General features: G+C 44.1%; 12 protein-coding genes and 2 pseudogenes. 13 read left to right on the top strand and 1 reads right to left on the bottom strand.

Annotated features, from left to right (window positions below; all coding sequences use genetic code 11):
• Window positions 1-260: 260 nt before the first annotated feature.
• Window positions 261-500: pseudogene (locus tag NSB03_RS04525) on the top strand (transposase); the annotation flags it as partial.
• 112 nt (window positions 501-612) lie between these two features.
• On the opposite strand, the gene NSB03_RS04520 reads toward NSB03_RS04525, so the two are convergent.
• On the bottom strand, window positions 613-1,818 hold the full coding sequence (locus NSB03_RS04520) for a BamA/TamA family outer membrane protein (RefSeq protein ID WP_024988082.1): 1,206 nt from the start codon (window positions 1,816-1,818) through the stop codon (window positions 613-615).
• Between the two features lie 152 nt (window positions 1,819-1,970).
• On the opposite strand from NSB03_RS04520, the gene NSB03_RS04515 reads away from it, so the two are divergent.
• The 12 genes and pseudogenes from NSB03_RS04515 (at window position 1,971) to NSB03_RS04460 (ending at window position 14,883) form a co-directional block, all read left to right on the top strand.
• A complete protein-coding gene (locus NSB03_RS04515; protein ID WP_121767359.1) occupies window positions 1,971-3,365 on the top strand; it encodes a C1 family peptidase in 1,395 nt (464 codons plus the stop codon).
• Window positions 3,366-3,404: 39 nt separating this feature from the next.
• A pseudogene (locus tag NSB03_RS04510) lies at window positions 3,405-4,876 on the top strand (Na(+)-translocating NADH-quinone reductase subunit A).
• Between the two features lie 120 nt (window positions 4,877-4,996).
• The gene (locus NSB03_RS04505) at window positions 4,997-6,169 is read left to right on the top strand and encodes an NADH:ubiquinone reductase (Na(+)-transporting) subunit B (protein WP_257466244.1); all 1,173 of its coding nucleotides are present in this window, start codon (window positions 4,997-4,999) and stop codon (window positions 6,167-6,169) included.
• Window positions 6,170-6,182: 13 nt separating this feature from the next.
• Window positions 6,183-6,857: a Na(+)-translocating NADH-quinone reductase subunit C gene (locus NSB03_RS04500; protein WP_162222298.1), complete on the top strand. Its 675-nt coding sequence runs from the start codon at window positions 6,183-6,185 to the stop codon at window positions 6,855-6,857.
• Between the two features lie 18 nt (window positions 6,858-6,875).
• Window positions 6,876-7,517, top strand: a complete 642-nt coding sequence (locus NSB03_RS04495; RefSeq protein WP_135038660.1) for an NADH:ubiquinone reductase (Na(+)-transporting) subunit D — start codon at window positions 6,876-6,878, stop codon at window positions 7,515-7,517.
• Window positions 7,518-7,561: 44 nt separating this feature from the next.
• A complete protein-coding gene (gene nqrE / locus NSB03_RS04490) occupies window positions 7,562-8,188 on the top strand; it encodes an NADH:ubiquinone reductase (Na(+)-transporting) subunit E (protein WP_024988084.1) in 627 nt (208 codons plus the stop codon).
• A gap of 18 nt (window positions 8,189-8,206) precedes the next feature.
• Window positions 8,207-9,481, top strand: a complete 1,275-nt coding sequence (nqrF, locus tag NSB03_RS04485; protein ID WP_024988085.1) for an NADH:ubiquinone reductase (Na(+)-transporting) subunit F — start codon at window positions 8,207-8,209, stop codon at window positions 9,479-9,481.
• Window positions 9,482-9,729: 248 nt separating this feature from the next.
• Window positions 9,730-9,909, top strand: a complete 180-nt coding sequence (locus NSB03_RS04480; RefSeq protein ID WP_024988086.1) for a hypothetical protein — start codon at window positions 9,730-9,732, stop codon at window positions 9,907-9,909.
• Between the two features lie 44 nt (window positions 9,910-9,953).
• Entirely contained in the window at window positions 9,954-11,288 is a 1,335-nt protein-coding gene (locus NSB03_RS04475; RefSeq protein ID WP_024988087.1) for a DEAD/DEAH box helicase, read from the top strand.
• 263 nt (window positions 11,289-11,551) lie between these two features.
• Window positions 11,552-12,622, top strand: coding sequence for a 3-phosphoserine/phosphohydroxythreonine transaminase (gene serC / locus NSB03_RS04470; RefSeq protein WP_257466243.1), 1,071 nt, complete (start codon window positions 11,552-11,554; stop codon window positions 12,620-12,622).
• A 7-nt stretch (window positions 12,623-12,629) separates the two neighbouring features.
• The gene (locus tag NSB03_RS04465) at window positions 12,630-13,550 is read left to right on the top strand and encodes an NAD(P)-dependent oxidoreductase (RefSeq protein ID WP_024988088.1); all 921 of its coding nucleotides are present in this window, start codon (window positions 12,630-12,632) and stop codon (window positions 13,548-13,550) included.
• Between the two features lie 85 nt (window positions 13,551-13,635).
• Window positions 13,636-14,883 (top strand): DUF1015 domain-containing protein, encoded by a 1,248-nt coding sequence (locus NSB03_RS04460; protein WP_024988089.1) that lies wholly within the window; start codon window positions 13,636-13,638, stop codon window positions 14,881-14,883.
• Window positions 14,884-14,908: the final 25 nt, after the last annotated feature.

Raw genomic sequence — 14,908 nt, 5'->3', positions numbered from 1 at the left:
GCAGCTTAAGTGTATTTCACTAAAGTTGCGAGTTTTGATTTATATTGAGGGCGTTTTTGAGCTTTTGACACACCCTCTTTTTTGTTCTTTAACGCAATAAAATGTTTAATGGCACATCTGTTAATGTAGGTTCTTATATGATGACAGAGTATGTCGGACAGTAAGTTTATATTGCTTTCAGTTACTTGGAAGATAAGTCTAAGAATGAGATATCTACTGTACTGCTTGGTAATATTTATGTAGGAGAATAAATATAAATAAATAATATGAAGAATTCATTGGTGAGTATGGTGGACAAGATTTTATTGCGCAAACGTGCATTGATTGCAACGGTTAATGATGAATTGAAGAATATTGCGCAGATTGAACATTCAAGACACCGGTCATTCAGCAGCTTTATAGCAAATGTTCTTTCAGCTATTGCTGCGTACTGTTTCTTTGAAAAGAAGCCTGCCATTGATGTGAATCTTATCAAGGACAGGCAATTTACGCTGTTTTAAGTTATATCGAATTCACGTTATTTGTTATACTTCCATCGCTCCCGAAACGGAACGGTTGTGCACCCAATCGGAATATTTATAGTTGAACTAAAAATCTTTCCATAAGCCTGCATCAGAACGCTTCCGTCATATTAAAATAGAACAGATTCTGTTTGTTCACCATATCTCTTCCGAGGTCGAGACGTATATTCATACGGGGCTGTACTTCAATGCGCAAGCCTACGCCGAGATTGGGAAGAACGCCTTCTATCTTGCCCGGAGTAGGGCCCATGAAGCCGCATCCGCCCCAAGCAACATAACCTACATGATTGAGCATCTTCTTCACCCATGTGCTTTTGTCCGTATTTATCATCTGACGGTATTCTGCCATCACCACATGTGATGACTTGTCGCGAAACTGTCCCATGTAATATCCGCGGAGGTCGAAAGGCGTTCCGCTAAGCGCGTATTTCGTCAGTGGCACGTCTCCGAATACGTTTTTCGTCTGCACCGTCCAAGCGATTACCTTGCGTTTTCCGACAGTCTTGTATTGGCGGTAATCAATCTCCAGACGGTAAAAATTATCATCACCACCGAATGCTTTGCTATACATCATCCCGCGGAAATCGAGATACATACCACGGTATGCATTGGCGGGAATGTCACGTGTGTCATAGGTGAGCAGAAAGCCGAGCCCCGAACTGAAATTCTTATACCCATGCTCTGTTCCGCCTGCTGCGATATAGGATGGCTGATGAACCATTCCCTCTGCCGGTTTGGTGATTTTATCATAATTCAAATCTACCTGTGGCCCTGCGAAGAAGTCACTTTTGCCTAGACGGAAAAGGAACCAGGGATTCACTTGGATGCCGCTGTATCGATATTCACTGGTGTTTTCTCCACGGGGATAGTCTTTATTGGTTCTGTATCCGATACCATAGAAATTCTCAATCGTATTTTTATAGGAGAATGTCCCGAAAATACGGAAACGATCGCCTTTGAAAAACAGTTGCGGTTTTGTCATCAGATTCAACCCGCCTTTAAACATTAGCGCGATAGCCATCGGCACCACTGAACGTCGCTGGGTGGTGTCGCTCGGATTCATTCGGAACGTCATCAACGCGCTACCGCCCACTAGCAGACCGAAGTCCGGCGTATAGCTGGGACCACCTAATATATTATAGTGAAGATTTCGCTTCGCCACGCGTTGGCGGCGTATCTCACGTTTGGAGAGGGCGGGGATAGAATCCGACAAAGAGATTACTGTGCTGTCGGCTGTAGCCGACATAATATTGATGGATGCAAACATCATCAATACACCTATTATATATTTCTTCATAATTTCTTTCTGAGGAATTTGACTGCAAAGAAAACTCTTTTATTTTGATTAGTTTTAATACTCTTAGATAATAATTCTAAAAAAGAATCGTAAATTTGCAATTTTCTATTATTATATCCGAGGTGTAATTGATTAATAAACTATTTATACTTATGAATAAACGAATATTATCAGTTTTTGTTTTCTGTGCTTTTTATTATTCTGCACAAGCGCAAAACGCAAAAGGAGGCATCAGCGACGACATGATGCAACAAATCAAACAGAGTTACCAGAATACTTCAAGTGACAAGGCTATCCGCAACGCCATCGGCAGCAACGACATCCGTAAACTAGCCCTCAACCAGGACAACCTGCAAGGAATGGACACGCACTTCTCCATTAAAGTGAATTCCAAAGGTGTCACCAACCAGAAATCTTCTGGACGTTGCTGGCTCTTCACCGGTCTGAACGTGATGCGTGCTAAGGCCATTGCCCGCCATAACCTCAGTTCATTCGAGTTTTCGCAAACTTACCCTTTCTTCTTTGACCAACTGGAAAAGGCGAACCTTTTCCTGCAAGGCATCATCGACACCAGCGACAAACCGATGGATGACAAAATGGTGGAATGGCTCTTCCGTCATCCTTTGAGTGATGGTGGAACGTTCACTGGTGTAGCTGATATTGTAAGCAAATACGGGCTTGTCCCCAAAGATGTGATGCCCGAAACGAACAGTAGCGAAAACACGTCCCGCATGGCGAACCTAATCTCTCTGAAACTCCGCGAACAGGGGCTTCAACTCCGTGACTTCGCCACCAAAGGTGCGAAACCGGCAGCTCTCGAAAAAACGAAAACCGAAATGCTCGGAACCATCTACCGCATGCTGGTCTTGAATCTGGGTATCCCCCCCACCGAATTCACTTGGACGGAGTACAACGCCCAAGGTAAACCTGTATCCACCGAAACTTACACCCCGCTTTCTTTCCTGAAAAAGTACGGCGATGAAAACCTGCTCGATAATTACGTCATGCTCATGAATGACCCCAGCCGTGACTACTACAAATCTTATGAGATAGATTATGATCGCCACCGCTACGACGGCAAGAATTGGACTTATGTAAATCTTCCCATCGAGGACATCAAAGAAATGGCAATAGCTTCTCTCAAAGACAGCACCATGATGTACTTCTCTTGCGATGTAGGTAAATTCCTCAATTCCGACCGTGGTCTGCTGGATGTTAAGAACTACGATTACGAATCCCTTATGGGGACAACCTTCGGCATGAACAAGAAGCAACGTATCCAAAGCTTCGCCAGCGGCTCAAGCCACGCCATGACGCTCATGGCAGTAGACCTTGACAAAAACGGAAACCCAACCAAATGGATGGTTGAAAACAGTTGGGGAGCCGGCTCCGGTTATCAAGGGCATCTCATCATGACTGACGAGTGGTTCAACGAATACATGTTCCGCCTAGTGATAGAAACCAAGTATGCAACGAAAAAAGTATCTGAAGTCTTAAAACAGAAGCCTGTCCGGCTTCCTGCTTGGGATCCTATGTTTGCTGAATGATGTTCTTTCTTTTCTTTTAAGACAAAAGAAAGATGTAATGTGTGCGACCACGAAAGGAATTACGGATATTTTTCCGTAATTCCTTTCTTTTTTCCTCTTTAATCACATTATTATTTATTACTTTTGCGGCAAATTTATGAAACCATTATTTTATTTATAGCATGGCAAATGTAATAAAGTTACGCAAAGGCCTTGACATAAACCTGAAAGGTACAGCTGCAGAGACGTACACGACAGTGAAAGAACCGGGATTTTACGCACTCGTACCCGATGATTTTCCTGGAGTGACACCGAAGGTAGTCGTAAAAGAGCAGGAGTATGTGATGGCTGGTGGACCCTTGTTTATTGACAAGTATCATCCTGAAGTAAAATTTGTTTCGCCCGTAAGCGGCGTAGTGACAAGTGTAGAGCGTGGAGCCCGTCGTAAGGTTTTGAACATTGTAGTGGAAGCTGCTGCAAAGCAGGACTACGAAGAGTTCGGAAAAATGGATGTTAACGTGATGGATGGCAATTCAGTGAAAGCTGCTTTGCTGAATGCCGGACTGTTCGCATTCATCAGACAGCGTCCTTATGACATCATCGCAGACCCGTCGGGTTTCCCGAAAGGCATCTTCGTTTCTGCGTTCGACAGCAATCCGCTGGCACCAGACTTCCAATTCGCTCTGAAAGGTGAAGAAACAAATTTCCAGACAGGACTTGATGCCCTTGCCAAGATGGCAAAAACATACCTGAACATAAGTGTGAAGCAGAATGCTGCCGCACTGACTCAGGCTAAGAACGTTACAATCACTGCATTCGACGGACCGAACCCAGCGGGTAATGTAGGTGTTCAAATCAACCATATTGCTCCCATATCCAAAGGCGAGACAGTATGGACAATCGACCCGCAAGTCGTCATCTTTATCGGCCGTCTTTTCAATACAGGGCGTGTGGATTTCACTCGCACAGTGGCCGTGACAGGTTCCGAAGTATTGAATCCCGTTTACTGCAAACTTCAGGTAGGCGCACTGCTGACTAACGTATTCGCCGGCAACGTGACGACAGGCAAAGACCTGCGCTACATCAGCGGCAACGTGCTGACAGGAAAGCAGGTATCTCCGAACGGCTTCTTAGGCGCATTCCACAGCCAGGTGACCGTTATTCCCGAAGGTGACGATATCCACGAAATGCTCGGATGGATTATGCCGCGTTTCAACCAGTTTAGTACCAACCGTTCCTATTTCAGTTGGTTGATGGGAAAGAAAGAATACACACTGGATGCACGTGTCAAGGGTGGCGAACGCCATATGATTATGTCCGGTGAGTACGACAAAGTGCTTCCAATGGACATTTTGCCCGAGTTCTTGATTAAAGCCATCATCGCCGGCGACATCGACCGTATGGAAGCGCTTGGCATCTATGAAGTAGCTCCCGAAGACTTCGCTCTCTGCGAATTCGTCTGCTCCTCAAAGATGGAACTGCAACGCATCGTTCGTGTCGGACTTGACATGCTCCGCTCGGAAATGGTATAAGAGAATTAAAATAAAAGATTAAAAATTAAAAAATGATAGTTGGGACTTTATGAAATCGTCTTCTGGTAAACACAGCGTAGCTATTTCTCAATTCTCAATTCTCAATTCTCAATTTAATAAATGAAAGCGTTAAGAAATTATCTCGATAAGATAAAGCCGAACTTTGAAGAAGGCGGCAAATTCCACGCATTCCAGTCGGTGTTCGACGGCTTCGAAACATTCCTGTTCGTGCCCAGCAAGACTGCGAAAACGGGAACGCATATACACGACGCGATTGACAGCAAACGCATCATGTCGATTGTGGTTATTTCGTTAGTACCGGCATTGCTGTTCGGTATGTACAATGTAGGTTATCAGCATTTTCACGCTACCAACACAACCGGTAGTTTTATTGAAATGTTCGCTTACGGATTCCTGGCAGTACTGCCTAAAATTATCGTATCTTATGTAGTAGGTCTCGGCATCGAGTTCGTCGTAGCACAATGGAAAAAAGAAGAGATTCAGGAAGGATTCCTCGTTTCGGGTATCTTGATTCCGATGATTGTTCCTGTAGACTGTCCGCTATGGATTCTTGCAGTAGCTACTGCATTCTCTGTAATCTTCGCTAAAGAAGTATTCGGCGGTACAGGTATGAACATCTTCAACGTTGCGTTGATTACTCGTGCATTCCTGTTCTTCGCATATCCGACCAAGATGTCCGGTGATGCCGTTTGGGTATCGGGCGACAGTATCTTCGGTTTGGGACAGTCGGTAGACGGACTGACCGTTGCCACTCCGTTAGGAGAAGCAGCTACGACTGGTGCTGTTCCTGCATTCAACATGGATATGGTGACGGGTTTTATTCCGGGTTCTATCGGTGAAACAAGTGTGATTGCCATTCTGATTGGTGCTGTTATCCTTTTGTGGACGGGCGTTGCAAGCTGGAAAACAATGATTTCCGTATTTGTCGGTGGTGCATTCATGGCTTGGGTATTCAATGCCATCGGCATGGAAAACAATGCTATGGCTAACATGCCTTGGTACGAACATCTTGTTCTCGGTGGTTTCTGCTTCGGTGCAGTATTTATGGCTACTGACCCTGTTACTTCCGCACGTACGGAAAGAGGTAAATACATCTTCGGATTCCTGATTGGTGTGATGGCTATCATCATCCGTGTACTGAACCCAGGTTATCCTGAAGGTATGATGCTTGCCATCCTGCTGATGAACATCTTCGCTCCGCTGATTGACTACTGTGTAGTACAGGGTAATATCAGCCGTCGCGAGAAACGCGCTATAAAGTCTAACCAATAAATACCGGATGAAAATGAATACAAATAGTAATAGTTATACTATCATTTATGCTTCGGTAATGGTTATTATCGTAGCATTCCTGCTGGCATTCGTTAGTTCTTCGCTGAAAACTACACAGGACAAGAATGTGCAGTTGGACACTAAAAAGCAGATTCTTGCTGCATTGAACATCAAGAACGTGAAAGATGCGGATGCTGAATATAAGAAATATGTAAAAGGTGATATGCTGATGAACGTAGACGGCACGCTGACTGAAAATACAGGCGATTTCGCTACCAACTACGAGAAAGAAGCAAAAGAGCAACAACGTCTTCACGTATTCGTATGTGAAGTGGACGGTCAGACAAAATATGTGGTTCCTGTTTATGGTGCCGGTCTTTGGGGTGCTATCTGGGGATACGTTGCACTGAACGAAGATAAGGATACTGTATACGGTACTTACTTCTCTCATGCAAGTGAAACTCCGGGTCTGGGTGCGGAAATCGCAACTGACCATTTCCAGAATGAGTTCGTAGGTAAGAAGACGCTGGAAAACGGTTCTATCACTTTGGGTGTCGTGAAGAACGGCAAGGTAGAGAAACCTGAATATCAGGTGGACGGTATTTCGGGTGGTACAATCACCTCTGTTGGTGTGGATACCATGCTGAAGGCTTGCCTGGGTAGTTATATGAGTTTTTTAACTAAATAATAAGGAGAAGAAAAGAATATGGGACAACTGTTTTCAAAGAAGAATAAAGAAGTATTCTCTGCTCCGTTGGGAATAGATAATCCGGTAACCGTACAGGTGCTCGGTATCTGTTCTGCACTTGCTGTTACCGCAAAACTGGAGCCTGCTATCGTAATGGGACTTTCAGTGACGGTCATTACAGCGTTTGCCAATGTGGTTATCTCACTGTTGCGCAAGACCATCCCCAACCGTATCCGTATCATCGTTCAGTTGGTTGTGGTAGCTGCATTGGTAACTATTGTTAGCGAGATTCTGAAAGCGTTTGCTTATGATGTAAGTGTTCAGCTTTCTGTATATGTAGGTTTGATTATTACCAACTGTATTCTTATGGGACGTCTGGAAGCATTTGCCATGCAGAACGGTCCTTGGGAATCTTTCCTGGATGGTGTCGGTAATGGTCTGGGTTATGCCAAGATTCTGGTAATCGTGGCGTTCTTCCGCGAACTGTTCGGTTCGGGTACGTTGCTCGGTTTCAATATCTTGAACTATGAGCCCATCCGGAACATTGGATATGTGAACAACGGTTTGATGCTGATGCCACCGATGGCGTTGATTATCGTAGCTTGTATCATTTGGTATCAACGTGCACGTCACAAAGAACTGCAAGAAGAAAGTAATTAATAAAGATGAAGGAGACTCTTCATTCTTAATTCTTAATTGAAGATATGGAACATTTATTAAGTTTATTCGTCCGCTCTATCTTTGTGGACAACATGATATTCGCGTTCTTCCTCGGTATGTGCTCATACCTGGCTGTATCGAAGAATGTGAAGACTGCCGTAGGACTGGGTATCGCCGTGACTTTCGTGTTGCTGGTGACGTTGCCGGTCAACTATCTGTTGCAAACCAGGGTGCTGGCTGCCAACGCTATCATTGAAGGCGTCGACCTCAGCTTCCTGAGTTTTATTCTTTTTATTGCCGTTATTGCCGGTATCGTGCAATTGGTGGAGATGGTGGTAGAACGTTTCAGCCCGTCGCTGTACGCTTCACTGGGTATCTTCCTGCCGTTGATTGCCGTTAACTGTGCTATTATGGGTGCTTCCCTATTCATGCAGCAACGTATCAACCTTGGTCCGAGCGACCCGAAATATATCGGTGACATTTGGGACGCACTTTCTTACGCACTGGGTTCGGGTATCGGCTGGCTGCTGGCTATCGTCGGTTTGGCTGCTATCCGTGAGAAAATGGCTTACTCTGATGTGCCTGCTCCATTGAAGGGCTTGGGTATCACGTTTATCACTGTAGGTCTGATGGCAATCGCATTTATGTGTTTCTCTGGTTTGAACATCTAAAAAGAAAGGAATAAGACAATGGATATGAATTTAATATTAGCGAGCATTGGGGTATTCCTCGTGGTTATCCTGCTGCTTGTTGTTATCCTGTTGGTTGCCAAGAATTTCCTGGTACCGTCAGGTAACGTGAAACTGACAATCAATGGCGAAAAGGAACTGGAAGTGGCTTCCGGCTCTACTTTGCTGAATACGCTGTCTGTAAACGGGGTATTCCTGTCATCTGCTTGTGGTGGTAAGGGGTCTTGTGGACAGTGCAAATGCCAGGTACTCGAAGGGGGCGGCGAAATCCTGCCTTCCGAGGTTCCTCACTTCAGCCGCAAACAGCAGCAAGACCACTGGCGTCTGGGCTGTCAGGTGAAAGTGAAAAATGATATGTCTATCAAGATTGACGAATCTGTACTCGGTGTGAAAGAGTGGGAGTGCGAAGTTATCTCCAACAAGAACGTAGCTACGTTTATCAAGGAGTTTATCGTGGCTCTGCCTAAAGGCGAACACATGGACTTTATCCCGGGGTCTTACGCACAGATTAAGATTCCTAAATTCTCAATGGACTATGACAAGGATATCGACAAGAGCCTGATTGGTGAAGAGTATCTGCCTGCATGGGAGAAATTTGGTCTGCTGGGCTTGAAGTGTAAGAACGATGAGGAAACAATCCGTGCTTACTCTATGGCCAACTATCCTGCCGAAGGTGACCGTATCATGTTGACAGTACGTATCGCTACTCCGCCGTTCAAACCGAAAGATCAAGGTCCTGGATTTATGGATGTGATGCCGGGTATCGCTTCTTCTTATATCTTTACCCTGAAACCGGGCGACAAAGTTATCATGAGTGGACCTTACGGAGACTTCCATCCGATCTTCGATTCTAAGAAGGAAATGATGTGGATTGGTGGTGGTGCCGGTATGGCTCCGTTGCGTGCACAAATCATGCACTTGACCAAGACATTGCATACTACTGACCGTAAGATGTCTTACTTCTATGGTGCCCGTGCGCTGAATGAAGTGTTCTATCTGGAAGATTTCCTGCAAATCGAAAAGGACTTCCCGAACTTCTCATTCCATCTGGCTCTCGACCGTCCGGACCCTGCTGCTGATGCCGCAGGCGTGAAGTATACTCCGGGATTCGTTCACAACGTAATTTACGAAACTTACCTGAAGAACCACGAAGCTCCTGAAGATATTGAATACTACATGTGTGGTCCTGGCCCGATGTCGAAAGCTGTTGAGAAGATGCTCGACGACCTTGGCGTACCGGCTCAGAACTTGATGTTCGATAACTTCGGTGGATAATTCTTCGGAAGTTAATTTCCAGTCGGTAGAATTGACTGGAAAGATGGCATAAGAAACAGGGCGGGAAATCTGAAAAAGCTGATATGCTCTTCAGATTTTCCGCTTCTTTTTTTACTACCTGTCTTTCTGCTATGCTATTCGGCTTTTTGGTGCCCGTTTTGAAGATAATATCCTGTTTTTGCCTATACTTATTTATTATATTCGTATATTTGACTACACAAAAGAACTTTAATATATAAAAACAGGTTATGGAATACCATCGTATGTCTTTTATTCACGACGATACAGAGTACACGTTTGTCAAAGCTATGAACTCGGAGTTGACTGGATATGCCTTAATATCGGCTTGCCAAGTGGAAGTTACCATTTATATGAGAGAGAATAATCTAAAAGGACGTTATATCTTGGCCGGTATGGCTAAAGTTTGACCGTGTTTTCCTTTTCATACTTTTCCTTTTTGTATCTTTGCCCCATGTTAGATAAAAATGAAATTATACAGTCGGCTCTTCGTAACTTGAAGATTGAAGAACTGAACCCGATGCAGAAAGCATCACTTGAACAAGCTACCGGAAGGAAAGATGTTATATTATTGTCACCGACAGGATCGGGCAAGACACTGGCTTATCTGTTGCCTTTATTACTTACCCTAAAGCCGGACGACGGTAATGTGCAGGTCTTGATTCTGGTTCCTTCGCGTGAGCTAGCTTTGCAGATCGATAACGTGTTTAAAGCTATGGGAACTTCCTGGAAAACATGTTGTTGCTATGGCGGACATCCCATCGCGGAAGAAAAGAAGAGTATCCTGGGGAGTCATCCCGCCATTATTATTGGTACTCCGGGACGTATTACCGATCATTTGTCAAAGGGAAATTTCAGCCCTGAAACCATTGAAACTTTAATCATTGATGAATTCGACAAGTCTTTGGAATTTGGTTTCCATGATGAAATGGCGGAGATTATCATGCAACTTCCGGGACTGAAAAAGCGTATGTTGCTTTCGGCTACGGACGCTGAAGAGATTCCCGAATTTGCAGGACTGAACCGGATGGTTAAGTTGAATTTCCTGCCGGGCGCTTCCGAAGAACAGGAATCCCGCCTGATGCTGATGAAGGTGCTTTCTCCAATGAAAGACAAGATTGATACTTTATATAATCTGCTTTGTACGTTGGGAAGCAGTTCGAGCATTGTCTTTTGTAATCACCGGGATGCGGTGGATCGTGTGCAGAAGTTGTTGGCGGATAAGAAACTGTCTGCCGAACGTTTTCATGGCGGCATGGAACAACCGGATCGTGAACGTGCATTATATAAATTCCGTAACGGCAGTTGCCATGTGTTGATTTCTACCGATTTGGCTGCTCGTGGGCTGGATATTCCGGAGATTGGGCATATCATCCATTATCATCTTCCGGTGAATGAGGAAGTCTTCACACACCGGAACGGACGTACGGCGCGCTGGGATGCTACGGGAACGTCTTATCTGATTCTTCATGAGGAAGAAAAACTGCCCGATTATATCCCTGAAGATATAGAGACGGTTGTATTGCCTGAAAATCCCTCCCGTCCGCCGAAGTCAGTCTGGACTACCATATATATAGGTAAAGGGAAGAAAGAGAAACTGAGCCGGATGGATATTGCCGGATTCCTGTATAAGAAAGGGAACTTGATCCGTGAAGATGTGGGGGCAATTGACGTGAAGGAGCATTATGCGTTCGTAGCCGTCCGGCGTGCAAAGGTCAAGCAACTATTGAACTTGATTCAAGGCGAAAAGATTAAAGGAATGAAGACTATTATTGAAGAAGCTAAATAAATATACGTTTTTATTGCATTTTTAGTTTCATTTTATTAGTAATTCCCCCTTTTGATGTTTATATTTCGACTTTTATCTCTTACTTGTTATCTGTGGATAACAATATGGTGTATATATCCTGTATAAACCAATAAAAAGAAAGGAAAATCTGCTCCAAACTAGTATTTTTATAAGGAAAGATTTGTGTATCGGAAAAAAAATCGTAAATTCGCAAGGTCAAAAGACAAAAGTAACGAAATTGTTAAACCAAAAACAAACTTCAAATGAAAAAGCATAATTTCAATGCAGGACCTTCCATTCTTCCGCGTGAAGTGATAGAAGACACAGCGAAGGCTATTTTAGATTTCAACGGCTCTGGTCTGTCTATTATGGAAATCAGCCACCGTGCTAAAGACTTCCAACCTGTGGTTGACGAAGCAGTGGCATTATTCAAGGAATTACTCAATATCCCCGAAGGTTATTCGGTACTGTTCCTGGGTGGTGGTGCTAGTATGGAGTTCTGCATGGTGCCCTATAACTTCCTTGAAAAAAAAGCTGCTTATCTCAACACTGGTGTATGGGCAAAAAAAGCAATGAAAGAAGCTAAGGGGTTTGGTGAAGTTGTAGAAGTCGCTTCTTCTGCTGAAGCTACATATACTTATATCCCAAAAGATTACACAATCCCGACAGATGCAGATTATTTCCACGTCACTACTAACAATACGATTTACGGTACGGAATTAAAGAGTGATCTTGATTCACCGATTCCGATGATTGCCGATATGTCTTCTGATATTTTCTCACGTCCGATTGACGTTTCCAAGTATATTTGTATTTACGGTGGTGCTCAGAAAAATCTGGCTCCTGCGGGCGTTACGTTTGTTATCGTGAAGAATGATGCAGTAGGTAAGGTGTCACGTTACATTCCGTCAATGTTGAACTATCAGACTCATATTGATGGTGGTTCTATGTTCAACACTCCGCCGGTAGTGCCTATCTATTCTGCCATGCTGAACCTTCGTTGGATTAAAGCTCAGGGTGGCGTGAAAGAAATGGAACGCCGTGCCATCGAAAAGGCGGATATGCTGTATGCGGAAATTGACCGCAATAAATTGTTCGTAGGTACTGCTGCCAAGGAAGACCGTTCACGCATGAACATCTGTTTCGTAATGGCTCCCGAATACAAAGACCTTGAGGCTGACTTTATGAAGTTTGCTACCGAAAGAGGTATGGTAGGTATCAAGGGACACCGTTCTGTGGGTGGTTTCCGTGCATCTTGCTACAACGCTATGCCGAAAGAAAGCGTACAAGCTTTGATTGATTGTATGCAGGAATTTGAAAAACTTCATCAATGAAAGGATTATGAAAGTACTTGTTGCTACTGAAAAACCGTTTGCTAAAGTTGCGGTAGATGGTATTCGTAAAGAAATAGAAGCAGCCGGATATGAGCTTGTTTTACTTGAAAAATATACAGATAAGGCTCAGTTGCTGGATGCAGTGAAAGATGCTAACGCTATTATTATCCGTAGTGATATTGTTGATGCTGAGGTATTGGATGCTGCAAAGGAATTGAAGATTGTGGTTCGTGCGGGTGCAGGATACGATAACGTAGACCTGGCTGCTGCCACTGCTCACAATGTTTGTGTAATGAATACTCCGGGACAAAATTCCAATGCTGTTGCCGAACTGGCTTTGGGTATGATGGTGTATGCTGTCCGCAATTTCTATAGCGGGACGTCCGGTACGGAACTGATGGGCAAGAAACTGGGTATCCATGCTTATGGAAACGTTGGTCGCAATGTTGCTCGTGTTGCCAAAGGCTTCGGCATGGAAGTGTATGCTTATGACGCATTCTGCCCGAAAGAGGTAATCGAAAAAGACGGGGTAAAGGCTGTTGGTTCGGCAGAAGAATTGTATAAGACTTGCCAAGTGGTATCTTTGCATATTCCTGCAACTGCCGAAACCAAGAATTCTATCAATTATGCGTTGCTGAAAGATATGCCGAAGGGTGCCATGCTGGTAAACACTGCCCGCAAGGAAGTTATTAACGAAGCCGAACTGATTAAGTTGATGGAAGACCGTGCCGACTTCAAATATATCACGGACATCATGCCTGCCGCCAACGCAGAATTTGCGGAGAAGTTTGCTGGACGTTATTTCTCAACTCCGAAGAAGATGGGTGCACAGACTGCCGAAGCAAATATCAATGCAGGTATTGCTGCTGCCCAACAAATCGTTGGTTTCTTGAAAGACGGTTGCGAAAAATTCCGCGTGAATAAATAATATTCGTAGAAATAATAGTATATTTGAGCCACAGATTTATTAAAAATCTGTGGCTTTTATTTTTTACATATTAAATACTAATATCATGGCAATAATTAAACCTTTCAAGGGCATTCGTCCACCGCAAGATTTGGTGGAACAAGTTGCTTCCCGTCCTTACGATGTTTTGAATTCTGAAGAAGCCCGCATCGAAGCGGAAGGTAACGAAAAGTCTCTTTATCATATCATCAAACCGGAGATAGATTTTCCGACAGGTACGGACGAGCATGACGAACCGGTGTATGCCAAGGCTGCCGAGAACTTTCAAGCGTTTCAGGATAAAGGATGGTTAGTGCAGGATGCGAAGGAAAACTATTATATCTATGCCCAGACAATGAACGGGAAAACGCAGTACGGATTGGTTGTCGGTGCTTATGTTCCCGATTACATGAATGGAGTCATCAAGAAACATGAACTTACCCGTCGCGACAAGGAGGAAGACCGCATGAAGCATGTCCGTGTGAACAATGCGAATATCGAACCTGTTTTCTTTGCTTATCCTGATAATGAGAAGTTGGATGCTATCATCAAGAAATATACGGCAGAAAAGCCTGTTTATGACTTCATCGCTCCGGGCGACGGTTTCGGTCATACGTTCTGGATTGTTGACCAGGATGAGGACATTGCTGCCATTACTGCCGAATTTGCTAAAATGCCGGCTCTGTATATCGCTGACGGACATCACCGTTCCGCTGCTGCCGCATTGGTTGGGGCTGAAAAGGCAAAGCTGAATCCGAATCATCGCGGTGATGAGGAGTATAATTACTTTATGGCTGTCTGCTTCCCGGCAAACCAACTGACTATTATTGATTACAACCGTGTGGTGAAAGACCTCAACGGATTGACTCCCGAACAGTTTATTGCTGCATTAGGCAAGAACTTTGTTGTAGAAGAAAAAGGTGCGGATATATACAAGCCGTCCGGTTTGCATAACTTTTCTCTTTACCTGAATGATAAATGGTATAGCCTGACTGCCAAAGCCGGAACATATAATGATAATGACCCTATTGGTGTACTTGATGTTACCATTTCTTCCAACTTAATTTTGGACGAAATTTTGGGAATAAAGGACTTGCGTTCGGATAAGCGTATCGACTTTGTCGGTGGTATCCGTGGATTGGGTGAACTCAAGAAACGTGTGGATAGCGGTGAAATGAAAGTAGCTCTGGCACTTTATCCTGTGTCTATGAAGCAACTGATGGATATTGCAGATACCGGTAATATCATGCCGCCCAAGACCACCTGGTTTGAACCTAAGCTCCGCTCAGGACTGGTTATTCATAAGTTGGATTAAAGAATCCTATTTAATAAAATCAAGC

This window comes from Bacteroides acidifaciens (assembly GCF_024623065.1).
In the GTDB taxonomy this organism is placed as follows: Bacteria; Bacteroidota; Bacteroidia; order Bacteroidales; family Bacteroidaceae; genus Bacteroides; species Bacteroides acidifaciens.
This window is presented reverse-complemented; position numbering and strand designations above follow the sequence as displayed.